This is a genomic window from Leifsonia aquatica (assembly GCF_014190775.1).
Classification (GTDB): Bacteria; Actinomycetota; Actinomycetes; order Actinomycetales; family Microbacteriaceae; genus Leifsonia; species Leifsonia aquatica.
Map to the genome: position 1 here is coordinate 222,613 of NZ_JACHVP010000004.1, position 23,898 is coordinate 246,510.

13 protein-coding genes are annotated in these 23,898 nt (G+C 72.3%); 7 read left to right on the plus strand and 6 right to left on the minus strand.

All coding sequences use genetic code 11. The annotated features are described in order from the left end of the window. Positions 1–39: 39 nt before the first annotated feature. Complete coding sequence (locus FHX33_RS17095; protein ID WP_183428767.1) at positions 40–6,867, minus strand: glycoside hydrolase domain-containing protein; 6,828 nt, start codon at positions 6,865–6,867, stop codon at positions 40–42. Between the two features lie 423 nt (positions 6,868–7,290). Between FHX33_RS17095 and FHX33_RS17100 the strand changes: the two genes are divergently transcribed. Further along, positions 7,291–8,481: a S1C family serine protease gene (locus FHX33_RS17100; protein ID WP_183428768.1), complete on the plus strand. Its 1,191-nt coding sequence runs from the start codon at positions 7,291–7,293 to the stop codon at positions 8,479–8,481. A gap of 22 nt (positions 8,482–8,503) precedes the next feature. Here FHX33_RS17100 and FHX33_RS17105 read toward each other — a convergent pair whose 3' ends face one another. Then, on the minus strand, positions 8,504–9,262 hold the full coding sequence (locus tag FHX33_RS17105; protein WP_183428769.1) for an IclR family transcriptional regulator: 759 nt from the start codon (positions 9,260–9,262) through the stop codon (positions 8,504–8,506). A gap of 92 nt (positions 9,263–9,354) precedes the next feature. Here FHX33_RS17105 and hutH point away from each other — a divergent pair, with 92 nt between their 5' ends. The 3 genes from hutH to hutI all read left to right on the plus strand — a co-directional run bounded on the left by hutH (position 9,355) and on the right by hutI (position 13,913). After that, positions 9,355–10,905: a histidine ammonia-lyase gene (gene hutH, locus FHX33_RS17110; RefSeq protein WP_183428770.1), complete on the plus strand. Its 1,551-nt coding sequence runs from the start codon at positions 9,355–9,357 to the stop codon at positions 10,903–10,905. 117 nt (positions 10,906–11,022) lie between these two features. Further along, positions 11,023–12,747: a urocanate hydratase gene (gene hutU / locus FHX33_RS17115; RefSeq protein WP_051336925.1), complete on the plus strand. Its 1,725-nt coding sequence runs from the start codon at positions 11,023–11,025 to the stop codon at positions 12,745–12,747. Then, on the plus strand, positions 12,747–13,913 hold the full coding sequence (hutI, locus tag FHX33_RS17120) for an imidazolonepropionase (protein WP_021761467.1): 1,167 nt from the start codon (positions 12,747–12,749) through the stop codon (positions 13,911–13,913). Before hutU ends, hutI begins: the two co-directional genes overlap by 1 nt. 21 nt (positions 13,914–13,934) lie before the next feature. Here hutI and FHX33_RS17125 read toward each other — a convergent pair whose 3' ends face one another. The 3 genes from FHX33_RS17125 to FHX33_RS17135 all read right to left on the minus strand — a co-directional run bounded on the left by FHX33_RS17125 (position 13,935) and on the right by FHX33_RS17135 (position 19,116). Then, positions 13,935–14,849, minus strand: a complete 915-nt coding sequence (locus tag FHX33_RS17125) for an arginase family protein (RefSeq protein WP_021761465.1) — start codon at positions 14,847–14,849, stop codon at positions 13,935–13,937. A gap of 95 nt (positions 14,850–14,944) precedes the next feature. Then, positions 14,945–18,331 carry an efflux RND transporter permease subunit gene (locus FHX33_RS17130; protein WP_183428771.1) on the minus strand — a complete coding sequence of 1,129 codons (3,387 nt, stop codon included), beginning with the start codon at positions 18,329–18,331 and terminating at the stop codon, positions 14,945–14,947. Positions 18,332–18,429: 98 nt separating this feature from the next. After that, a complete protein-coding gene (locus FHX33_RS17135) occupies positions 18,430–19,116 on the minus strand; it encodes a TetR/AcrR family transcriptional regulator (protein ID WP_021765314.1) in 687 nt (228 codons plus the stop codon). Between the two features lie 106 nt (positions 19,117–19,222). On the opposite strand from FHX33_RS17135, the gene FHX33_RS17140 reads away from it, so the two are divergent. Beyond that, the gene (locus FHX33_RS17140) at positions 19,223–20,158 is read left to right on the plus strand and encodes an SDR family NAD(P)-dependent oxidoreductase (protein WP_183428772.1); all 936 of its coding nucleotides are present in this window, start codon (positions 19,223–19,225) and stop codon (positions 20,156–20,158) included. Here the strand turns inward: FHX33_RS17140 and yczR are convergent. Continuing rightward, positions 20,125–21,603 carry a MocR-like transcription factor YczR gene (yczR, locus tag FHX33_RS17145; RefSeq protein WP_183428773.1) on the minus strand — a complete coding sequence of 493 codons (1,479 nt, stop codon included), beginning with the start codon at positions 21,601–21,603 and terminating at the stop codon, positions 20,125–20,127. The two genes, FHX33_RS17140 and yczR, sit on opposite strands and share 34 nt — an antisense overlap. A gap of 63 nt (positions 21,604–21,666) precedes the next feature. Between yczR and yczE the strand changes: the two genes are divergently transcribed. Beyond that, complete coding sequence (yczE, locus tag FHX33_RS22215; RefSeq protein WP_183428774.1) at positions 21,667–22,572, plus strand: membrane protein YczE; 906 nt, start codon at positions 21,667–21,669, stop codon at positions 22,570–22,572. A gap of 142 nt (positions 22,573–22,714) precedes the next feature. After that, a complete protein-coding gene (locus tag FHX33_RS17155) occupies positions 22,715–23,884 on the plus strand; it encodes an MFS transporter (RefSeq protein WP_183428775.1) in 1,170 nt (389 codons plus the stop codon). Positions 23,885–23,898 lie beyond the last annotated feature (14 nt).

Sequence of the window (23,898 nt, forward strand, 5' to 3'; positions counted from 1 at the left end):
ACACCATCGGGTGTCCGGGCCGTCGTGCGTGAGGCGCGGCTAGCGGGTCAGGTGCCGGCGCCGGCGGCGGACCGCGAGTGCCGTTCCGAGCGCGAGCGCGAGCAGGGCGCCCAGAGCCGCCAGGCTCAAGTCGGCCGCACCGGTGTCGGCGAGGTCGCCGCTGCCGGAGCCCGCGATCGAGCCGCTTCCGTTGCCGGCCGGGGTCGTGCCCGATCCGCCGCCCGTGCCGGGGGTGGTGCCCGGGTCCGTCCCACCGTTGCCGGGATCGGTGCCCCCGCCGGTGCCCGGGTCGACGACCCCGCCCGGCAGGTGCGCGTCTGCGGTGATCCAGAACGCCACCGTGTAGGTCCGGCTCGTGTTGCCGTCGGCCGAGGTGACCGTGACGGTGCGCGACCGGGCCGAGGCGTCGTCGACCGCCGCGAGCGAGCGGAAGCCGGCCGTGAGCGGCTCGGCCACCGCGACCGTCGCGCCGTCGGCCGAGGCCGTCGCCGTGACCGCCGGGAGGGCGCGACCTGCGGGCCAGTCCACCACGTACGTGCGGGTGGCCGGGTCGAAGCCGTCGAGCGCGGTTCCGGCGACGCTGATCGCCGAGGCGGTCGCGACGCTGCGCTGGGTGGCGTCGGCGTAGTTGGTCACCGTGACGGTGCCGTCGGCGTTGAGCTTCACCTGCGCGGTCAGCGCCTTGGCGAGGTTGAGGCGCTCCCAGCTGGCGTCGCCCTGGGCGGTCAGGTCGAGCGGGTCGCCCGAGTCGAGCGCCGTCTGCTCCAGGATCTGCGTGCGCTGCGCGTCCGTCAGGTCCGGGAAGGCGGTGGTGAGCAGGCTCGCCGCCTCCGCCGGCACGGTGACCTTCACGCCCGCCGCCGCGACCTTGGTGAAGCCGTAGTCGAGACGCTGGGTGTAGAGATCGGTCGCCGCGGCGTCGTCGAGGCCGGCGTACGGCGTGCCCGAGCAGGCGGCGAGGGTGTCGCCGTACCCGTTCGCCTGGCACTCCTGCACCAGCACCTGCTCCAGCTCGTCGTGCGCCTGGAGCATCAGGTCGGCGAAGGCCGGGTCGGCCCAGCGGTGCGCGACCGTCGCCTGCGCGTCCATCCGGCCGCCCATGACGTCGAGCGGGTAGTGGAAGCCCAGGATGATGCGGTTGTTGCCGTACTCGGAGGCCCGGGCGAGCAGCTGGGGAGCGAGCTCCGGCAGCAGGGTCGCCATGGTCGTGCCGAACGTGTACCCGCCGAACGTGTGACCGCTCGGGTAGGAACCGCTCCCCGCCAGACCGTCGTAACCGCCGGTCTTGTTGTCGTAGATCAGGCCGCCCTGGCTGGCCAGGCCCATGCGCACGTACGGGCGCAGGTACTGGAAGTAGGGCTTCGCGGCATCGGCACCGCCGAGTCCCGAGGCCACCCGGTCGAGGATGGCCTGCGTCTTCGGCAGCTTGCCCGCGCCGATGGCCGCCGCGTAGAGCGTGCCGAGGCGCGATCCGAGGGCGTCGGTCATCGTCGTCGCCGGCGAGTTGTCGGCGTCGCGCTGGGCGCGGTCGACCTGCGCGCTGGTGGCGGCGTGGTTGATCGCGATGACCTTCTTGTCGTTCTCCGCGGAGATCGTGCTCAGGTCGGCGACCTTCTCGTTGGCGCCGAGGGTGCCGGTGCCGAGGGCGGAGAAGCCGCGCAGGATGTACACGTTGTAGTCCACGCCGGTCGGGGTCGCCGGCCAGGAGTCGGACGGGTACGACGCGGTGATCGTGCCGCTCGGGAAGGGCGTGGACGCGAGGGCCGCGAACGTCTCCGCGACGGCCGGGGCCGCCTCCGGGGTCGCCGGTGCCGCGGTCGAGGGAGCGGAGGCTCCCGTCGCGTTCAGCGCGCTGACCTGCGCGGTGTAGGCCTGCCCCGCCTTCAGCCAGGTGAAGACGGCCGAGAGCTGGGTCGGGTCGCTGATCGTGATCGTGTGGCCGTCGTCGAGGGTGACGAGGTAGCCGGTGAGCGGCGATCCGCCGTCCTCCGCCGGGGCGGTCCAGCGCACGGCGACGCTCGATCCGCTGACGGTGGCGGTCACCGACATCGGCACGGCCGGAGCCACGAGGGGCTTGGCCGCGAGGCCGTCCTGCGCGGAGGAGAGCGCGGCGGCCGCGGCCTGGAGTGCCTCATCCGTCGCCCCGGAGTCCGCCAGAACGGCCTTGCCGGCGTCGAGAGCGGACTGGAAGGCCGCCCACGATTCGTCGGTGTACCGCTCGTTCGTCACGGCCGACGCCACGCTCACGAGGTGGGCGAGGGTGAGCCGCGAGACCGGGGTCAGCTGGCTGGCGGCCAGGCTCAGGCTGCGCGCCTGGGCGTCGACCGCACTCTGGGTGGCGGTGTCGGAGGCGAGCAGCTTCTTGGCCGCGGCGAGCTCGCGGAGGAAGACCGCGAAGTCGATCGAGCCGTAGACGCCGGTCTTGTCGGCCAGCGGCGCGGTCGTGTCGATCGCGTTGCGCAGCGCGGTCTTGTCGACGCCCGTGGTGAAGGTCAGCTTGTCGATGTTGGCGACGTACGGGTGGTTCGCATCCGCCGTCGTGTGCAGCACCAGGTAAACCCGGTGGCTGCCCGTGATCGACTTCGACAGGGCAAGCTGCGCGGTGCCGGACTTGACCCAGTCGGCGCCGGTGGAAGCGAGTGGGAGGGTCGCGTACGGCGTGCCGGGGGCAGCCGGATCGAAGGCGTCCAGGTAGAGGTCGATGCGCGAGTTCGTCCCGCAGCGGGCCGAGTTGTTCACGTAGTGCGTCGCGACCTGCGTGACCGCGGTGCCGCCGAAGTCGATGGTGCCGTAGTCGAGCCAGGCGCCGTCGTACGTGCCGCCCAGGTCGACGACGGTGCCGTCGCTCCACGTCGAGGTCTCGCTCTTCAGGGCGCCGCCGCTGTTGGTCTTCCACGCCTCGGCCTCGAGCACCGTCGTGGTGTTCTTGGTCGGCACGAAAGTGACGTTGTCGATGTTGGCGACGTACGGGTGGCTCGCATCCGGCGTGGTGTGGAGCACCAGGTAGAGGCGGTGGCTGCCCGTGATCGTCTTCGGCAGGGTGATGGAGGCCGTGCCCGCCTTCACCCAGTCGGAGCCGGTCACCGCGAGCGGGACGTTGGCGTACGGCGTGCCCGGGTTCGCCGGGTCGTAGCCGTCGAGGTACACGTCGACGCTGGAGTTCGCGCCGCAGCGGGACGAGTTGTTGACGTAGTGGATGGCCACCTCCGAGATCGGCGTGGTGCCGAAGTCGATGGTGCCGTAGTCCAGCCACGCCTTGTCGTAGGTGGCGCCGAGGTCGGTGACCGCACCGTCGCTCCAGGTGGACTGCTCCGACTTGAGGCCGCCGCCGCTGTTCGTCTTCCAGGCCTCCGCCTCGACGACGACCGGTGCCGCGCCGTCCGATGCGGTCGCCGAGAACTGGAACCAGTCGAAGTTGGACACCCAGGCCTGGCCGTCCGGCGCCGTGAAGGTGAAGGTCACGCGCTTGGCCGCGGCGAGCGCGACCGGGTCGGTGACTGCCGCCGACACCGTGACGTAGTTGCCCCAGCTGCCGGTGCCCGGGAGGCTGACGGTGCCGACGACCGGACCGTTCTCGTCCCCGGCGTGCACGGTCGCGGTCGAGGGCGCCGCGTTGGTCGCCTGCGAGTTCGCGTAGCGGATCGCGATCCGCTTGGGCGTCGAGCCCGCGAAGTCGAGGTTGTTGTAGCGCACCCACGAGCCGGTGGTCACGCCGCCGAGGTCGCCGGTGGACTGGTACGCCTCGTTCTTGAGCGAGCCTCCCGACCACTCGTCCGACTGCTCGGCCTGCAGCACCCGGTAGGCGCCCTGGTCGAGACCGAGGCCGTCGATCGCGGCCTGCAGCACGCTGGTCGCGCTGCGCAGCTTGGAGCTGGTCGCGGACGCGTCGGCGAGCACCTTCTGGGCCGAGGTCAGCGCCTTGGTCAGCGCGCTGTACGAGGCGAACGAGTAGTTGCCCGGCTGCACCAGCGCGGCCTGGTCGACCAGCTTCTGCAGGGCGACGCGGTCGGCGTTGGAGACGGTCAGCTCGAGCGCCGACAGGTCGGAGACGCCTTGCCCGGTCAGAGCCGCCGCGGTGGCTCCGCCGCCGAGGGCCGCGTCAGCGAAGTTCACGTGGAAGCGCGCGTTCTTCGTGAGCGTGCCGGAGAGGCGGAGGGTCGCGGTCGTCGCCGTGGTGACGCGCAGGTCGGCGGTGACCGAGGCGGGCAGGCCGCTCACGGTCGCCCCTCCTGCACCCGTGATGCTGGAGCCGACGGCGCCGGTGAAGGTGGCGCCGCCCCCGAGGGTCAGGACGATCGAACCCGAGACGGTTCCGTCCGCCGCCGCCGCGAGGGAGGTCGCGGACGCGGTGACCGGGTAGGTCTTCGCGCTGCCGCCGTCGCCGCCGCCCGGGTTGCCCGGGGTGCCGGTGGAGCCGGTGCTCATCGAGTACGCGGGCTTGGTGTCCGCGCCCCACGAGGTCGCCTTCGCGCCCATGTCGAAGGCGAGCGTGCCGCCGCCGACGATGGAGGAGTAGTCCACCCACGTGTTGTTGTACGCCGCGCCGCCCAAAGTGGCCGACTGGATGTAGAAGTCGTCGGACGAGACATTGCCCGCCGAGACCGTGAACGACCGGCCGGTGTCGTAGGTGATCTTCGTCGAGTCGAAGAACGGCGAGCCGATCTGGTACTGCGACGACCCCGCGGTCACCGGGAAGAGGCCGATCGCCGCGGCGACGAACATGGTCGACATGGTGCCGGCGTCGTTGTCCATCGTCGGCAGGAAGCCGGCCGGGTCGAGCTTGTAGACGTTCGTCTTGACCGGCGGCGTGAACTCGCCGTTGCCGCTCGGCGCCTCGTTGGTGCTGCCGGTCGCGATGTACCGGTTCCAGGTCGGCTTCGTGTAGATCGCGCGCGCCCACTTCTGGGTCAGGCTCGGCTCGCCCACGTAGTTGAACAGGTAGGGCGCCTGCAGGTCGATCTCGTTGGCGTTGGAGTGCAGCATCCCCTTGCCGTCGTCGGTCGCCGAGTCCTCGCCGAACATGTGCTCGACGGCCAGCTTGGCCGCCTTCGAGCCGCCCATGGCCTGGATGGTGCCGGCCATGTCATAGGCGCCGTACCAGTTGTACTGCCACGGGGTGCCCTGGTAGAGGTTCGCCGTCTCGAAGCGCTCGTAGTCGACGCTCGTCCAGTCGCCCGCCGCGTTGCGCGGGGTCAGGAGGCCGACCTGCGTGCCGTCGGCGGCCGTCCACGCGCCCGCCTTGAAGACGTTCTGGAACGGGAGCGCCGCCTGGGCGCGCAGGTCTTTCGCCTCGTCGGTCTTGCCCAGGGCGTCGGCGATGATCGCGAGCGCCCACTGGTCGTAGCCGCGCTCGAGCGACGAGCCCGGTCGGTCGGCGATGTAGCCCTGGCGCAGCTCCTGGCCGGAGTAGTACCCGACGAGGTTGTGCAGGGTCGGGTACGCCTCGTCGAGGCGGGTGAAGCCGGTGTAGCCCTTCGACAGCGCGTCGGCGACGATCACGGCGGAGCGCTCCCAGCGGACCGTCGGCACGCCCTGCACGAGGCTGGCGAGGTTGGCCGCACCGGACGCGTTCTGGTCGGCGAAGAGGGTGATCAGCGACTGGATCATGTCGCGGTAGAGGGTCGGGTCGACGTAGGCGATCACCGAGTACTTGCGGAAGTCGTCCCACGATGACCAGCCGTCGTAGTACGTGTAGTCGTCGACCTGGTGCACGGCGCCGTCGACGCCGCGGTAGGTGCCGGAGGTGCTGGTGGCGTTGGTCGGCACCGCGAACATCCGGTACAGGTGCGTGTAGAAGAGCTTCTTGAGCGTGCCGTCGGGGTCGCTCTTCGTCGAGGCGGTCACGTCGACGGCGCCCAGGCGGGCGTTCCACGCGGCGGCCGTCTCGGCGCGCACCTGGTCGAAGGTCTTGCCGCCGACCTCGTTGGCCTGGTCGATCTGGGCCTGGGCGGCGCTGATCGGCGAGAGCGTGATGCGCAGTTCGACCTGCGAGCCGGCGGCCGGGTCGAAGGTGATCACCGCGCCGGTGTCGGTGCCGGTGCGGTTCGCGGTCGTGTCGAGCGCCGAGCCGTCTGCCCAGGTGCGCACCGAGGCGACCTTCTGCGCGGTCTCCGCGTAGTACGCCATCGCGTACGAGGCGCCGTTGAAGTTGCCGGCGAAGGTGCCCGAGAGCGCGATGCGGCCGTCGGCGAGCGTCGTCGTGGTGATGGACGACCCCGTGCGACTGGTGAAGTTGTTGTTCAGGTCGAAGACCAGCGAGGGGGTCTTGCCCGCCGGGAACGTGTAACGGTGCATGGCGGTCCGGGTCGCGGCGGCGACCTCGGCGTTGATCGTGCCGCCCGGCGCGGTCACGGCGCCGTCGGTGCCGGCGATCTCGCCGAGGCCCACGCGGTAGTAGCCCGGCGTCGCGGCCTCGTCGCTGTGCGAGTACGGGTGCGCGTACGAACCGGTGGAGGGGCGGGCCGAGTAGCCGACCTCGGTCGGGACGACGAGGATGTCGCCGCCGCCTCCCGAACCGCCCACGCCGTCGAGGTTGGTCTGGGTGAAGCCGGCGATCTTCTTCTCGTTGTAGTCGTAGCCGGTGTGGTTGCGGTTCGGCGTGGTGAGGGGGTTCACCTTCGCGAGACCGTTCGGCGCCTGCGCGCCAGGGAGGTCGTTGCCGTCGTCGCCCGCCGTGCTCACGAACGGGTCGACGAACGACGTGTAGGCGGTGGCCGCCGGTGCCGCGTCCGGTGCGGCCATCGCGGGCAGTGCCGTGAGGCCGGTCCCGGAGGCCACCAGCGCGACAGCGGAGGCGACGGCGGCGAGCCGGCCCGCGAACGCGCGGCTCCTCGGATGCGCCGAGGGCGCAAGTGACGTGCGGGGCATGGATGAGCTCCTGGTTCTGGTGAAGGTGTGACCGGATGACCCCGCGTGTGACAGCGCTGTCATGGCAGAGAGCTAACCCTACCGGCGCCGTCTTCGTCAAGCGCCTGCGAGAACCGATAGGGAGGCTATCGATGCCGGATGGAACGAAAGGAGCCCTCCCGGTGTCCGGGAGGCTGCGCGAAAGTGTCCGAAAAGTGAACTCGCCCGCGCCGCCGTCCGCCCCTCCGCCCGCCCCGCCTGGTGCCACGCCCGGGCCTCTCCCGCGCGCACCTCCCCCCTCCCGCCTCTCCGCAACATTCGGCACGAATGTCGTGAATGGCGCCGCCTTTCCCGACATTCGGCACGAATGTCGGGGGCGCGAATGGGCGTAGCGGGGCGCGCATCCCGGCCACTAGCCTGGCGCCACACCCTCCAGGAGGCGCCATGACGGACCAGCAACCGACTCCCGATCCGTCCGCGGCCGAGAGCGCCGCCGCCTCACCAGTGCGCGATCCGGCCGCCGCACCTGTCGATGCTGCCGCCGCGCCCGAGGCACCCGCCGACGATCCCGGCACGCCGACCCGCGCCGGCTGGGCCACCGCCCTGCTCGTGACGGGAGCCGCCCTCACCCTCATCGCGGGCGGCTTCATCGCGGGGACCATCGCGACCACCGCCGTCACCGCGGGCACCAGCGGATCCTGCGACGCCGCATCCGTCGCGAACGGCGTCCTGCCCACCATCGTCACCATCTCCGTCACCTCGTCCTCGGGCGGCAGGAGCAACGGCAGCGGGCAGATCATCACCGACGACGGCTACATCCTCACCAACAACCACGTCATCTCCCCCGCCGCATTGGGAGGGACGTTGTCGGTTCGGTTCAGCGACGGCCACGACCTCGATGCCCGGCTGATCGGCCGCGACCCGAAGACCGACCTCGCCGTCGTGAAGGTCGACGACGACGAGCCGCTCCCGGTGATCTCCATCGGGGACTCCGGAGGACTCTCCGTCGGCCAGCCGGTGGTCGCGCTCGGCGCCCCGCTCGGCCTCTCGAGCACCGTCACGGCCGGCATCGTCAGCGCGCTCGGCCGCACCGTCCCCGTCCCGAGCGAGGACGATCGCAACGCGGTGCTCGTCGGGGCCATCCAGACCGACGCCTCCATCAACCCCGGCAACTCCGGCGGAGCACTGGTCGACTGCCGCGGTCAGCTGATCGGCGTCAACACCGCGATCGCGACCGTGCCGGGCAGTGGAGGCCAGAGCAGCACGGGCAGCGTCGGCATCGGCTTCGCAGTGCCCGAGTCGTCGGCGATGAGCATCGCGCACGAGCTCATCGAGACCGGGAAGGTCTCGTACCCCACCGCCGGGCTCGAGGTGCTCCCCATCCCGCCCGGCGTCGCCGCGGCCTACGGGATCACCGACGGTCTGTTCGTCCAGTCGGTCGAGGCCGGAGGCCCGGCGGCGAGCGCCGGCCTGCGCGCCGGCGATGTCGTCACCACTCTGAACGGCACTCCCGCGAGCAGCGTCGACGTGCTGACCGCCGTGCAGATCACCTCCGACCCAGGCGACGAGGTCGCGATCGGCTACGTTCGCAGCGGCCGGGAACGGGAGGCGACGCTCACGCTGGCCGCGGGGTGAGTTGGCGGGTGCGAGGCCGCTCTCACGCCCCGCGGATGCGCCGCGACAGCTCGGCGGCCGCCTCCCGCACGCGGGCGGCGAGCGCCTCCCACTCCTCCGGCGGCACGTTCTCACGCGGGAAGGTCACGGCGATTCCCGCCGCGGGCCACCCGGCGTGATCCCGCACCGACACCGCCACGGACGCGAAGCCCGGTGTGACCTCGCCGTCCTCCGTCGCGAAGCCCCGCACGCGCACGTCGGCGAGCACCCGGCGCAGTTCGCCGTAGGAGTGGGGGCCGGCGCCGGCGCGCTCCTCGAAGGCGTCGCGGTCCGGGTAGAGGGCGCGCAGCTGCCCGGCCGGCAATGTCGCCAGCAGCGCGCGGCCGCTCGCCGTCAGATGAGCCGGGAGGCGGACGCCGACATCGGTGACGAGGCGCGGCCGGCGCGGGGCGCGCTCCTCGACGATGTAGACGACGTCGCGGCCGTGCAGCACGGCGACGTGCCCGGATTCGCCGATCGCGTCCACGAGCCCGGCGACGATCGGGCGGCCGAGCCGGCTGAGCGGCTGCTGCCGCGAGAACGCGCTCGACAGCTCGTACGCGGCGACGCCCAGCCCGTAGCGCCGTGCCTCCGGGAAGTGCAGGACGAACCCGTGATCGCCGAGCACCGAGAGCAGGTGGTAGACCGTCGAGCGCGGGAGGCCGAGTGCGGTCGCGATGCTCGCGGCGGGTACGGGCCCGCGCTGCGTGGCGAGGTGACCGAGGATGAGCAGCGTGTTCTCGGCGGCGGGCACCTTGCTCATCGGGCCTCCTCGCACGGTCGCTGTCTGGTATCCCGGACAGAGTCGAGTCTACAACCGGCCCGCCGCGGCGGCCCCGCGGCGAGGATCGGAGCATGCTCCTCACCACCGCCCCCGTCATCGTCGGCGCCGCGCCGCTCACCGTCGCGGACGTCGTCGCCGTCGCCCGCCACGGCGCCCGCATCGAGCTCGACCCGAACGCGCTCGACGCGGTCCGCGCTTCCCGCGCCATCGTCGAGGGGCTCGCCGACGACGTGGAGCCGCACTATGGCATCTCGACCGGCTTCGGCGCCCTCGCGACCACGTTCATCCCGGCCGAGCGTCGCGCGCAGCTGCAGGCCAGCCTCGTGCGCTCGCACGCCGCGGGCAGCGGCCCGGAGGTGGAGCGGGAGGTCGTCCGCGCCCTCATGCTGCTGCGTCTCGCGACCCTCGCGACCGGCCGCACCGGCGCCACTGCGCGCACGGTCGAGACCTACGCCGCCGTGCTCAACGCGGGTATCACGCCGATCGTGCGCGAGTACGGATCGCTCGGCTGCTCCGGCGACCTCGCCCCGCTCGCTCACTGCGCCCTCGCGGCGATGGGTGAGGGCCAGGTGCGCGTCGACGGCGAGCTGCTGGATGCCGCGGACGCCCTGGCCGCCGCCGGCATCGAGCCGCTCGTGCTCGCCGAGAAGGAGGGTCTGGCGCTCATCAACGGCACCGACGGGATGCTCGGGATGCTGTCGCTCGCGCTGCACGATCTCCAGCGTCTCCTCACCACGGCCGACATCGCCGCCGCCCTCAGCGTCGAGGCGCTGCTCGGCACCGACGCCGTGTTCGCCGACGACCTGCAGCGACTGCGCCCCCAGGCCGGCCAGGCGGTCTCGGCGGGCAACCTGCGCGCCCTGCTCGCCGGCTCCCCCCTCGTCGCGAGCCACAAAGGTCCCGAGTGCACGCGGGTGCAGGATGCGTACTCCCTCCGCTGCTCGCCCCAGGTGCACGGCGGCGCGCGCGACACGGTCGCCCACGCGACGGTGGTCGCCGAGCGCGAGCTGGCCTCCGCGGTCGACAACCCGGTGCTGACGCTCGACGGCCGGGTGGAGTCGAACGGCAACTTCCACGGCGCGCCCGTCGCGTACGTGCTCGACTTCCTGGCGATCGTGGTGGCGGATGTGGCGAGCATGTCCGAACGCCGCACCGACCGCTTCCTCGACCCGGCCCGCAACCAGGGGCTGCCGCCGTTCCTCGCCCACGAGGTGGGGGTCGACTCCGGGCTGATGATCGCGCAGTACACCGCCGCGGGCATCGTCTCCGAGCTCAAGCGCCTGGCGGCTCCGGCGTCGGTCGATTCCATCCCGTCGTCCGCCATGCAGGAGGACCACGTGTCGATGGGCTGGGCCGCGGGTCGCAAGCTCCGCCGCGCGGTGGACGGCCTCACCCGGGTGCTCGCGATCGAGGTGCTGACCGCCTCCCGCGGCGCCGACCTGCGCGCGCCGCTAACGCAGGGCCCGGCGACCGGAGCCGTGACCGCCGCGCTGCGGGAGCAGGTCGCGGGCCCGGGCCCCGACCGCTACCTGTCCCCCGAGATCGAGGCCGCGGTCGCGCTCGTCGCATCCGGTGCCCTCCGCGACGCCGCCGACGCCGCCCTCCCCACCCCCCTCACCTGACCACATCCCGCTCACCTGACCACATCCCGCTCACCGAGCGGGCAGAAACTGCACAGAAATCCGCCGAGAAGGCGAACAATCCGCCTTCTCGGCGGGAGACGGAAGGAGTCGAGACACATGGACGGAGCGAGACCAGTGCGCGCGGCACGCGGCACGGAGCTGAGCGCCAAGAGCTGGCAGACGGAGGCCCCGCTGCGGATGCTCATGAACAACCTCGACCCCGACGTGGCCGAGCGCCCCGACGACCTCGTCGTCTACGGCGGCACCGGCCGGGCAGCCCGCAGCTGGGAGGCGTTCGACGCGATCGTCGAGACCCTCCGCGACCTCGAAGCGGACGAGACCCTGCTCGTGCAGTCGGGCAAGCCGGTCGGCGTGTTCCGCACCCACGAGTGGGCGCCGCGCGTGCTGATCGCCAACTCGAATCTCGTCGGCGACTGGGCGACGTGGCCCGAGTTCCGCCGCCTGGAGGCGCTCGGCCTCACGATGTACGGCCAGATGACCGCCGGCTCGTGGATCTACATCGGCTCGCAGGGCATCCTGCAGGGCACCTACGAGACGTTCGGCGCGGTTGCCCGCAAGCTCGCCGCCCAGCGGGGCGGCCACGACGAGCAGAGCGGCGGCACGCTCGCCGGAACCCTGACGCTGACCGGTGGATGCGGCGGGATGGGCGGCGCGCAGCCCCTCGCCGTCACGCTGAACGGCGGCGCCGTGCTGATCGTCGACGTCGACCGCGCCCGCCTGCAGCGCCGTGTCGACCACGGCTACCTCGACGAGCTCGCCGACGACATCGACGACGCCGTCACCCGTGCCGTCGCGGCGAAGGACGAGGGTCGCGCCCTCTCCGTCGGCCTCGTGGGCAACGCCGCCGAGGTGTTCCCGGAGCTGCTGCGCCGCGGCGTCCCGATCGACATCGTGACCGACCAGACCAGCGCCCACGACCCGCTCAGCTACCTGCCTGTGGGCGTCACCGTCGAGGAGTGGCACGATCGCGCCGCCGCGGATCCCGAGGCGTTCACCGACGCGGCCCGCGCCTCCATGGCGGCCCAGGTGGAGGCCATGGTCGGCTTCCTCGACGCCGGTGCCGAAGTCTTCGACTACGGCAACTCGATCCGCACCGAAGCCCAGCTGGGCGGCTACGACCGGGCGTTCGCCTTCCCCGGGTTCGTCCCGGCCTACATCCGCCCGCTCTTCGCCGAGGGCAAGGGCCCGTTCCGCTGGGCGGCGCTTTCGGGCGATCCGGCAGACATCGCGGCGACCGACCGCGCCGTGCTGGAACTCTTCCCGGAGGACGAGCACTTGCGCCGCTGGATCACGCAGGCCGGCGAGAAGGTACCGTTCGAGGGCCTCCCGGCGCGGATCTGCTGGCTCGGCTACAAGGAGCGGCACCTCGCCGGCCTCAAGTTCAACGAGATGGTCGCCTCCGGCGAGCTGAGCGCCCCGGTCGTGATCGGCCGCGACCACCTCGACTCGGGGTCGGTCGCGTCCCCGTACCGGGAGACCGAGTCGATGGCCGACGGCTCCGACGCGATCGCCGACTGGCCGCTCCTGAACGCCCTGCTCAACACCGCTTCTGGCGCGACCTGGGTCTCGCTGCACCACGGCGGCGGCGTCGGGATCGGCCGCAGCATCCACGCCGGCCAGGTGATCGTCGCCGACGGCACCGCGCTGGCGGCCGAGAAGATCGAGCGCGTGCTGACCAACGACCCCGGCACCGGAGTCATGCGCCACGTGGATGCGGGCTACGAGCGGGCGGTGGAGGTCGCCGACGAGCGCGGTCTGCGCGTCCCGATGCGCGAGCACGCCGCCCGCGAGCACGCCGCCCGGGAGCGCGAGGCGAACTGATGCCACGCGCGACGCTCCTCACGGGTATCGGCGAACTCGTCACATTCGACCCGGCGCATGACGGGCCCCTCGGCCTGGTGCGCGACGCCGCGATCCTCAGCGTGGACGGGCGCGTCGAATGGACCGGGCCGGCCGGGAGCGCTCCCCTCGGCGATGCCGACGAGGTACACGATGCGCGCGGCGCAGCGGTGATCCCGGGCTTCGTCGACAGCCACACGCACCTCGTGTTCGCCGGAGATCGCGCGGCGGAGTTCGAGGCGCGGATGGCCGGGCAACCGTATTCCGCTGGTGGCATACGCAGCACCGTCGCGGCGACACGAGCCGCCTCCGACGGCGAGCTGCGTAACCAGCTCAGCCGGTTCGCGAGCGAGTTGCGCGCCCAGGGCACCACGACCTTCGAGGTGAAGAGCGGCTACGGCCTCACAGTCGGCGACGAGGAGCGCTCCCTGCGTCTGGCGCGGGAAGTCACCGCCGAGACCACATTCCTCGGAGCGCATGTGGTCCCGCCCGAGTACGCCGATCGTCCCGATGAGTACGTCGACCTGGTCGTCGGCCCGATGCTCGACGCCTGCGCCCCCCACGCCCGCTGGATCGACGTCTTCTGCGAGACCGGCGCGTTCGACCCCGACCAGACGCGCCGCATCCTCACCGCCGGAGCGGAGCGCGGGCTCGGCCTGCGCGTGCACGCGAGCCAGCTGGGCCCCGGCGCGGGCATCGCCCTCGCTGTGGAACTGGGCGCCGCCGCCGTCGACCACTGCACGTACCTCGCCAATCGCGATGTGGAGGCCCTGTCCGGCTCGACCACGGTCGTCGGCCTCCTCCCGGGCGTCGAGTTCTCGACCCGGCACCCGTATCCCGATGCCCGCCGCCTGCTCGATGCGGGCGTGCGCGTGGCGCTCGCGAGCGATTGCAACCCGGGCTCGTCCTTCACGTCATCGATGGCGTTCTGCATCGCGGTCGCCGTGCGCGACATGGAGATGACCGTGCCGGAGGCGTTGCGAGCCGCGACCCTCGGTGGTGCGGAGTCGCTGCGCCGGGACGACGTCGGTCACCTGCGTGCCGGCGCCCGCGCCGATTTCGTGGTGCTCGACGCGCCCTCGTACGTGCACCTCGCCTACCGCCCCGGCGTGCCGCTTGTGGCGCGGACGGTCATCGGCGGCGCGTAAGCCGCCCATCGACCGGCCGGCTCAGGAGGCGCGCGACGCCACTCCCGCAGCGGCCTCGAGCACCAGCAGCGCCGCGAGCCGCACGGTCCGCTCGTCCGCGGCGTCGGCCGTGGCATCCACCTCGGCGATATCGAGCGACCGCACGAGCGGGGAACCCGCGGCCAGGCGGGCGACCCGGCGCAACTCCCACGCGGCGAGGCCACCGGGCACGGAGGCCGGGCACCCGGGAGCCACCGAGCGATCGCACACGTCCACGTCGAGATCCACGTGCACCGGACCTCTCGCCGCCCCCGCGATCTCGAGCGCCTCCGCCATCACGTCCTCCCACGGCCGTCCGTGCAGGGCATCGCGCGTCACGACCGTGATGCCGAGGTCGGCCGCACGCCGCGTGTATGCGGCGGAGTTGGCGAAGTCCGCGATGCCGATCTGGACGATGCGCTCACCGGCGAGCCCGGCCTCCACGAGCCGCCGCACCGGCGACCCGTTCGAGATGCCGTCACGCAGATCGTGGTGGGCGTCGAGCGTGATCAGCCCGGCCGTGCCGAGGTCGGAGCCGTACGCGCCCAGCGCCGCGGGAACGGTCAGCGCGTTGTCCCCACCGACCGCGACGGTCACGATCGACCGCGCGGCGACTGCGCGCATGGCGGCGGTCGCGCGCGCCTCCCCCTCCTCGCCGTCCGGCTCGGAGACGTCTCCGGCGTCGGTCAGCCGGAGCCCCTCGACGGCGAGCCCCGCGGCGTGCTCCGAGTAGCGGCGCAGAGCGGCCCGTAGGGCGGCCGGCGTCGCGTGTGCTCCCGTCGCCGACAGCGAGGTGCGCCAGGTCGGGATGCCGAGCAGCGTCAGGTCCGCGCGCTCCCCCTCCGGCAGCGCGTCGAACGCCGGCCAGTCACCGGCCCGGGGCCACAGGGGGTCGACGGACAACGCGCTGGTGCTCATAGCGCGACGATACCGAGCGGGGGATGCGCGGGCCGATGAGCCCGCGCATCCCCCGTCTGGGATCCCGGACGACGTGTCGATCGCCCGGGACGCTCTCAGAGCTGCTGGCCGCCCGCGGGCGGGGTGAACACCGGCGGCTGCGGACCCGTGACGGTCACGGCGGCCCCGGCCGCTCCCGGGCCTCCGGTGACGGGCTCGCCCGCGCCGGGTCCACCCGCCGAGCCGTTGCCGCCACCGTCGCCGCGCTTCGCCGCCCGCCTCGCCTCGCGGCGCTCCAGCCATCCCATCACCAGGTTGTAGAGGGTCGGCAGCACGACCAGCGTCAGCACCGTGGAGGAGATCAGACCGCCGATCACGACGATCGCCAGCGGCTGCGAGATGAAGCCGCCGTGCCCGGTGAGGCCGATCGCCATCGGGGTGAGCGCCGCGATGGTCGCGAGCGCCGTCATCAGGATGGGGCGCAGACGGCGGGAGGCGCCGTGCACGACGGCCTCCGCGACCGAAAGCCCTCGCCTGCGGTACTGGTTCACCAGGTCGATGAGCACGATCGCGTTGGTCACCACGATGCCGATCAGCATCAGCACGCCGATGAGGGAGGCGACGCCGAGCGGGATGCCCGAGACGATCTGCAGCAGGATGGCGCCGGTCGCCGCGAACGGCACCGAGACCAGCAGGAGGACCGGCTGGAGGAGCGAGCGGAATGTCGCCACCATCACGATGTAGACGATCAGGATGGCCGCCAGCAGCGCGAGGCCGAGCTGCGCGAACGCGTCGGTCTGGCTCGACGAGACGCCGCCGATCTTCGCCGTCGCACCCTCCGGCAGGTCCGCCTTGGCGAGGGACTTGGTCACGTCACCGCTCGCGACGGAGAGGTTGTCGGTCGCGGGAGTGGCGGTGACGGTGGAGGTGCGCAGGCCGCGCTCCGAGGTGACGGTCGCCGGCCCCTTCGCCTCTTCGACGGTCGCCAGCGTGCTGAGCGGCACGACACCCGTCGCGGTCGGGATCTGCAGGTCCGCGAGCGCGGCGACGGTCGTCGGCGCGTCCGAGTTCTGGATGTAGATCGTCAGCGTCGTGTTGTCGATCGCGACCGTTCCGGCCTGGGTCGGCTGCATCGCCTGCGAGACGATGGTGCCGACGGCGACCTCGCTGAGGCCCGCCTCCGCCGCCTTGGTGCGGTCGACGGTCACCGCGATGTACGGCAGCGACGCGCTCAGGTTGTCGGTGACCTGCTTGAGCGACGAGTGCTTCTTCAGCTCGGCGACGACCGAGTCGGTCGCCGTCTGCAGCTCCTCGCTCGTGCTGGCGGTGATGTCCACCTCGATGTCGCTGGAGGCGCCGAACCCGCTCTGCGACGACACCTGGATGGTGCCCTGGTCCTTGATGGAGCCGAGCTCGCTCTCGATGGTGTTCTGCAGCTTCTCCTGATCGGCGTCCGGGTCGGTCGTGATCGAGAAGGTCGTGCCGCCTCCACCGCCCCCGGCGAACGCGTCGCGGAGGGAGGAGCCGCTGGAGCCGATCGACACCTGCACGGTCTCGACGCCCTTCGTGTCGAGCAGCTTCTGCTCGACGGACTTCGCGGCGTCGTCCTTCGCCTGCAGGCTCGCGCCGGGCTCCAGGGTCTGCGTGATCGTGAGCGAGTTCTGGCCGCTCGCGCCGAGGAAGTTCGTCTTCATCAGCGGGGCGAGGAAGCCGGTCCCGATCAGGACGACGAGCGCGATGATCATCGTGATCGCAGAGTGCTTCAGCGTCCAGCGGATGATCGGCAGGTAGCCCTTCTGCAGGCGCGACGGGTGCTCGAGCTCGTCGTGACCGGAGGCCGCTGCCTCCTCGACGGTCAGGTGCGCCGCCTCGTCGTCGGCCGCGCCGCCCTCGTGCTTGCGAGCCTTCGGGGCACGCAGGAACCAGTAGGCGAGCACCGGCACGATGGTCAGCGCCACGAGCAGCGACGAGAGCAGCGCGATCGTCACGGTGAGCGCGAACGGGCGGAACAGCTCGCCCGTCACATCGCCGACGAACGCCAGCGGCAGGAACACCGCCACGGTCGTGATGGTGGAGGCGGTGATCGCGCCCGCGACCTCCCGGACCGCGCGGACGATCGTGACCGCCCGGTCGGCGCCGGGCACCAGCTGTCTCTTGATGTTCTCGATGACGACGATGGAGTCGTCGACCACGCGGCCGATCGCGATCGTCAGCGCACCGAGCGTGATGATGTTGAGCGTGTAGCCCGTCGCCCACATCACGACGAACGTGATGAGCACGCTGGTCGGGATGGAGATCGCCGTCACCAGCGTGGAGCGCACCGACAGCAGGAACACCAGGATGACGATGACCGCCATCAGGAGGCCGAGCAGGCCCTCCTCGGTGAGCGAGTTGATCGACTGCGTGATGAAGGGGGCCTGGTCGAACACGACGGTGATCTTCGCGTCGGAGCCGAGCTTCTTCTGGAGGTCGGGGATGAGCTCCGTCACGCCGTGCGAGACCTCGACGGTGTTGGCGGAGGGGAGCTTCGTGACCGCGATCGTGAGCGCCGGCTTGCCGTCGACGCGCGAGATGGAGGTGATCGGGTCGTCGGTCTCGGCGACCGTGGCGACGTCGCCGATGGTCGGCGGGGTGGTCGGCTCGGCGGCGGCGGCGGCTGCTTCAGCGGCGGCCGATCCCGTGGCGCCGGAGGCACCCGTCGCTCCGGAGGCCCCGGAGGCCCCGGAGGCCCCGGATCCGGACGCTCCCGCACCCGCCGTCGCGCTCCGCACGAGCGGCAGTGCCGCGATGTCGTCGACCGAGGTGAGCTGCTTGCCCGACTGGATGGAGAGGGTCTTGCCGTCCTCGGTGATCGAGCCGCCCGGGAGCAGCACGCCGTTCTGCTGCAGGGCGTCCTTCACGGCCGAGCTGCTCACTCCCGCCGCCGCGAGCTTCGCCGCGTCCGGGGTGATGGTGATGCGCTGGCCGACCTCGCCGACGAGCTGCGCGTCGTTGACGCCCGTGACGTCCTTGAGGTCCGGGAGGGCGAGCTTCGTGATGTCGTCGGAGAGCGTCCGCTGGTCGCCGTTGCTGCTGACCGCGAGCTGGATCACCGGGAGGTCGTCGATGCTGCCCGAGACCACCTGCGGCTCGACGCCCGAGGGGAGGTTCGACTTGATCTGGTTGATCGCGCGGTCGATCTTCTGCTCGGCGGTCGCCAGGTCGGTGCCGTAGGTGAACTTCGCCGTGATGATCGACTGGTTCGTGCTGCTCACCGAGGAGGTGCTCTCGAGGTCCGGCACGCCCTGGATGGCGGCCTCGACCGGGGTGCTCACGTCGTTGTTCACGACCTCCGGGGACGCGCCGGGGTAGGTCGACACGACGGCGAGCTGCGGGAAGGAGATCGACGGGATCAGTTCCTGCTTGAGATTGGCCAGCGCGAGACCGCCGAACACGGCCGCCACGATGGTGACGAGCGCGATCAGCGCGCGGTTCTTCATGCTGAGCACAGCGAGAAAGTGCACGGATGTTCCCCTCAGCGGGTGTGGATGCGGACGTGCGGCATCGATGACGCAGGTCCAGCATCTCATTGCAGAAGGTGCAAGTTCCTCATGCCGTGGTACTACTTCGCGGCGGAGCCTCCACCCGCGCCCACCCGGCCGGCGCGCAGCCCGCGGATCACGACCGCGACGCCCGTCCGGAGGCTGGACGCGAAGTCGAGCCGGTACCGGGCGAGCTCCGGGTCGAGCGCGTAGGCCTCTGCCATCCCGGGCGACACCCGGCAGCTCGACCAGACGCCGCCGATGGCGAGCGTGACCGCCCCGACGAACACGAGGGCGTCGGACTCGTCGCTGCCGATCCAGGGCGCTGCCAGCGCGGCCAGCCGCGCCGCCGAGGTGAGCATCCCCCGCTTGTAGGCCCGGGCGACCTCCCCCGAGATGTTGTGCTCCAGGATGCCCGGAGCGCTCGCGCAGAGCTCGGCCAGCACCGGCCGCTCGGCGACCGTCTCGGCCACCGCGGCGGCGAGGGAGCCGGCCGAGCGCTCGGGCGTCGCCGCGAGACGCTCCTCCAGGGCATCGAGCCACTCGCGGAACTCGCGGTCGTAGAGGTCGAGCAGCACGGCCTCGCGCGACTCGAAGTAGCGCAGCACGTTCGACTTGGCGAGACCGACGCGCCTCGCCAGCTCGTTGAGGCTCAGGTCGGCGACGCGGGTGTCGCCGAGCATCGCGCGGGCGGCGCTCAGGATGTCCTCCCGGCGCTGCGCGCGCTGCTCGACGCTGCGCGCCCGGCTGAACGTCGCCTGTGACACCGGGAACCCCCTTGCTAACAGACCATCGGTCTATTACTGTCCGTAACAGACCACCGGTTCATTATTTCACGATCAGCCGGACATCCACGGCACGACGGAGGATCTCATGTACACCGTTCCCGACCAGACCGGACGCAACATCGTCGTGACCGGTGCCAACAGCGGCACGGGAAAGGAGGCGACGACCCGGCTCGCCGCGGCCGGCGCGCGCGTCACGATGGCCGTGCGCTCGCTCGACAAGGGCGAGTCCGCGCGCCGTGACATCCTGGCTCGCGTGCCCGGCGCTCAGCTGGAACTGCGCCGCATCGACCTGGCCGATTTCGCGAGCGTCCGCGCCTTCGCCGAGGGGATGCTGGCCGACGGCGAACGCATCGACACCCTGGTCAACAACGCCGGCGTCATGGTCCCGCCGAAGCGGACGGTGACCGTCGACGGGCACGAACTGCAATGGCAGAGCAACTTCCTCGGCCCGTTCCTGCTGACGAACCTGCTACTGCCGCGCATCCTGGAATCGCCGTCGCCGCGCGTCGCGACGATGTCGAGCGGCACGGCGAACTTCGGCGGCATCCATTTCGACGACCTCGACTCCGAGCGGCGCTACCGCGCCGGCCGCGCGTACGCGCAATCCAAGCTCGCCGACCTGCTGATGGCCCTCCACCTCGCCGCGCTCTCGGAGGAGCACGGCTGGGGTCTCCTCAGCACCGCAGCGCACCCCGGCTACACCCGGACGAACCTGCAGACGGCAGGACGCAATCTCGCGCGGAGCGAGGACAAGGCCCTGCAGCCCTCGCGGCGCACCCTCCTCCCCTCGCAGGGGGTCGAGCAGGGAGCAGAACCCCTGCTCTTCGCCGCCGCCGACCCCGCCGCCGCGCAGGGCGCGTACTACGGACCCGACCGCTGGGCCCTGACCGGCCCGACCCACCGGGCCGCCCTGCCCCGCAGCGCCCGCGGGCGCGACCTGCCCGCTTCACTCTGGGCGGTCGCCGCGAGCCAGACCGGCGCAGACGCTCAGACGACGTTGGGCAGCGCCGCCGCGTCGTAATACGGTGCCGGCTCGTTCGCCGCGACGGCCCACGCCCGCTTCAGTGCGGCGAACGCGCGCTCGGTCTCCTCCACCGAATAGGTGATCGGGATGCGCAGGGACCGCTCGAACGCGCCGTCGAGCCCGAACCGGGGGCCGGCCGCGATCAGCAGTCCGTGGTTGCGCGCGGCGAGCGCGAGCGCGGAGCTGACGGGGGCGCCGATCCCGACCCAGGCGGCGAGACCGCCGTGCTGGGTGGGCATCGTCCAGTCGGGGAAGGTCGAGGCGATCAGCCGCCGCACGGTGTCACGCCCCTCCCGCAGCTGCGTGCGTCGCTCCTCCACGATCTCCGGGATCTGCGGCAGCATCCGTGCGACGACCAGCTGCTCGATCATCGGCGTGCCGAGATCGGTGGAGGGTTTAGCGGCGATCAAGCGCTGCACGAGCGGGCGGTCGGCGCGGATCCAGCCGATCCGCAGGCCGCCCCAGAGGCTCTTGCTCGCCGAGCCGATGAGCAGCACGGGCGCTCCGCCGGCCGCGCGCTCCGCGTAGACGGGCATCGGGAGGTGCTCGCCCCGGCGGTCGATGTCCAGGTCGCCGGTGGTCTCGTCCGCGACGACGATCGTGCCCTGCGCCGCCGCCGCCGCGAGCACGCGCTCCCGGGTGGCGGGCGACATGGAGGCGCCGGTGGGGTTGTGGAAGTCGGGGATGAGGTACGCCAGCGCCGGATTCGCGCGCCGGATCGTCTGCTCGATCGCGTCCGCATCCCACCCGTCGTCCTCGGTGCCCAGCGCGTGCGGGCCCTCCTCCGGCGGCGTCACCGTGATGGGGACGAGGCGGGCTCCCGCGAGCCGCAGCGCTTCGGTGGCGTGCGGGTAGGTCGGCATCTCGACCAGCGCGCGGTCGCCGCGGCCGAGGAAGGTGCGGGCGATCAGGGCGATCGCCTGCTGCGCGCCGACGGTCACGAGCACCTGGTCCGGGTCGGTCGGGAGGCCGCGCTCGGTGTAGCGGGCGGCGATGGCGGCGCGCAGGTGCGGGAGGCCGACGGGGTCGTACCCGGAGTCGGGGAGGAAGTGCGGCAGCTCCTCGGCGGCGGCGCGCGCCGCGGCCGGGAGGGCGGTGGCCGCGGGCAGGGCGGCCTTCGTGAAGTCGAGCATCCCATCCCCGCCACCGGTGGGCAGCGCCAGTGCCGGGCCGGGGAGCCGCGCGACGCTGCCGGAGCCGCGGATGCTGTCGACGAAGCGGCCTTCGCGCAACTGCCGGTAGGCGGCCGCGACCGTGGTGCGGCTGAGGCCGAGGCGGCCCGCCAGATCGCGCTCGGCCGGCAGGCGGGTGCCGATCGGGATGCGGCCGTCGAGCACGAGCAGGCGCACGCGGTCGGCCAGCTCCTGATACTGCGAGCCGGTTCCGCGCCACTGACCGAGCAGGGTCTCCAGCGAGCGGGCGGTGAGCTGTGGATCCGACATGCATGCCACCTTAACCGAATTGGCATCTTGATGGAAGGCCAATCGAGCGATTGGATTGTGAAGGTGACCACTCGACTCCTCCTGACCCGGCGCCTCGTCCAGCTGCTGATCGGCCTCTTCCTCTACGGGATGGCCATCGCGCTGATGGTGCGCGCCGCGATCGGGGTGTCGCCGTGGGACGTGCTCGCGCAGGGCCTCTCGATCCACAGCGGCTGGGCGTTCGGACTGATCACCAACGTGGTCGGCCTCGCCGTGCTGCTGCTCTGGATCCCGCTGCGCCAGCGCCCGGGACTCGGGACGGTGCTCAATGTGCTGCTCGTCGGGCCGAGCGCGCAGTTCGGATTGTGGGTCATCCCGCAGCAGACCGAGCTGTGGGCCCAGATCCTGGTGTTCGTCGCCGGCCTCGCCCTGCTCGCGGTGGCGACCGGCCTCTACATCGGAGCCCAGCTCGGGCCGGGCCCGCGCGACGGCCTGATGACCGGCCTGCACGCCCGCACCGGCTGGCCGATCTGGGCCGTGCGGACGGGCATCGAGATCGTGGTGCTCATCATCGGCTGGTTCCTCGGCGGAAACGTCGGCATCGGAACGCTCGCCGAGGCGCTGCTGATCGGACCGCTCTGCGCCATCACCATCCCGTTCTTCGCCATCCGGCTGCCGCGGCTCGCTGCAACGGCCGCGCCGCTGGAGGGCGAACTCGAAGGCACGGCCGTGCAAGGGGCCGGCCTTCGGGACGAGCAGGATGCCGCGCGTGTCGACGTGCGCGACGGCATCCTGCTCGAGTCCGACGCCGCGGCCCGCAGCCGGTTCGCCGACCACGCCGACGGCCCGCTCGTCCGGCGGGTGCAGCCGGATCGCGCGCCCGCCGAGCGTGGGGAGGCAGGCGCAGCGCCGGAGGAGGCGCGCCCCTCCCGCATCATCGCCGCGCACTGGCTCGACGACCGCCTGAACGGGCGCACGCGCCGCGCCTAGCTCGCGCCGCGCCCAGCTCGCCCCACCGACCGCCCGAGTTCTCCACAGCTCCTCCGCCGAGGCGGCGAGATCTCACGCTCAAAGCGCCGAGACGGCGAAGAGTTCGCCGCCTCGACACCGCGACGGGAGTACGGTGCATCGAGTGCGGGGGAGGCGGAGCGGACTGGCGGTCTACGTCGCCGCGGCGTGCCTCCTGCGCGGCGCCGACGCAGCGGCGGTCATCGGCGTCGTACTGCTCGCGCAGCAGCACCGCCTCGGCGCCGGAACCGGCCTGCTCGCGGCGTGCATCACCCTGCCGCATCTGCTCGGTCCGGTCGCCGCGCAGCTGCTGGACCGGACGCACGCCAAACGCGCCGTGCTCGCCGGGGCTGGCGCCCTCTACGGGCTGGCGCTGGCCGTCGCCGTCCCCGCGATCGGAACCGCGCCGTGGCTCGGCGCGATCGCCCTGCTCGTCGCCGGCGCGGCCGGTCCGCTCCTGACCGGAGGGATGAGCAGCCAGCTCGCCGGGATCGTCGGCGGCGACGCCGTCGCCCAGCGCCGGGCACAGAGCGTCGACGCCGCCACCTACGGCATCGCGGGCACGGCCGGCCCCGCAGCCATCGGGGCCGTCGCTGCGACGGCCGGTCCTGCCGTCGCCGTGGTCTGCGCGGCCGCGGCCGCGCTCGTCGGAGCCGCGCTGGTGCTGCTGCTCCCCCGGCCCGACCGGGAGGGACGCGACCGCCCGGCCCCCGCCGTCAACATCCTGCAGGCCATCGGGATGCTGGTGCGCGTGCCCGGCCTCCGGCGCACCACGGTGGCGACAGCCGTCACCGCGATCCCGCTCGGAGCCGTCCCGTTGATCGCGGTGGCGACGGCCGCCTCGCTGGCGCAGCCGCCCGCGCAGTCCGCGACGCTGACGGCGGCGTACGGCTTCGGCAACCTCGCCGTCTCCCTCGTGCTGATCGCCGTCCCCCTCCGCGGCGAGGCCGACCGGCTCGTGCTGCGCGGGACGCTCGGGGTGCTCGGGATGCTGGCGGCCGGCCTCCTGGCCCTCACCTTCCCGCTCGCCATCGTGGTGTACGCCGCGCTCGGCGCGGCGACCGGGGTGCTGTTCACGGCCAGTCTCGCGGCGCGCACCGCGTACGCGCCGCACGGCGCTGAAGCCCAGGTGTTCGTCACGATGGCCGGCATCAAGGTCGGCTTCTCGTCGCTGGGCGCCGCGCTCGTCGGCGTGCTGCTGCCGCTCGGCTCGACCGCACTCTTCGCCGGGTCCGCGCTGCTCGTGCTCGCGACCGCCGCCGCCTTCGTGCTCGATCGCCGCCTCTCGCGCTGAGCCGCGCGCGCCTC

Excerpts from the sequence above, each read along its gene's own strand:
- FHX33_RS17100 (WP_183428768.1), top strand. The coding sequence starts at position 7,291 with ATGACGGACCAGCAACCGACTCCCGATCCGTCCGCGGCCGAGAGCGCC.
- FHX33_RS17105 (WP_183428769.1), bottom strand. The coding sequence starts at position 9,262 with ATGAGCAAGGTGCCCGCCGCCGAGAACACGCTGCTCATCCTCGGTCAC.
- hutI (WP_021761467.1), top strand. The coding sequence starts at position 12,747 with ATGCCACGCGCGACGCTCCTCACGGGTATCGGCGAACTCGTCACATTC.
- yczR (WP_183428773.1), bottom strand. The coding sequence starts at position 21,603 with ATGTCGGATCCACAGCTCACCGCCCGCTCGCTGGAGACCCTGCTCGGT.
- hutH (WP_183428770.1), top strand. The coding sequence starts at position 9,355 with ATGCTCCTCACCACCGCCCCCGTCATCGTCGGCGCCGCGCCGCTCACC.
- FHX33_RS17095 (WP_183428767.1), bottom strand. The coding sequence starts at position 6,867 with ATGCCCCGCACGTCACTTGCGCCCTCGGCGCATCCGAGGAGCCGCGCG.
- FHX33_RS17140 (WP_183428772.1), top strand. The coding sequence starts at position 19,223 with ATGTACACCGTTCCCGACCAGACCGGACGCAACATCGTCGTGACCGGT.
- FHX33_RS17125 (WP_021761465.1), bottom strand. The coding sequence starts at position 14,849 with ATGAGCACCAGCGCGTTGTCCGTCGACCCCCTGTGGCCCCGGGCCGGT.
- hutU (WP_051336925.1), top strand. The coding sequence starts at position 11,023 with ATGGACGGAGCGAGACCAGTGCGCGCGGCACGCGGCACGGAGCTGAGC.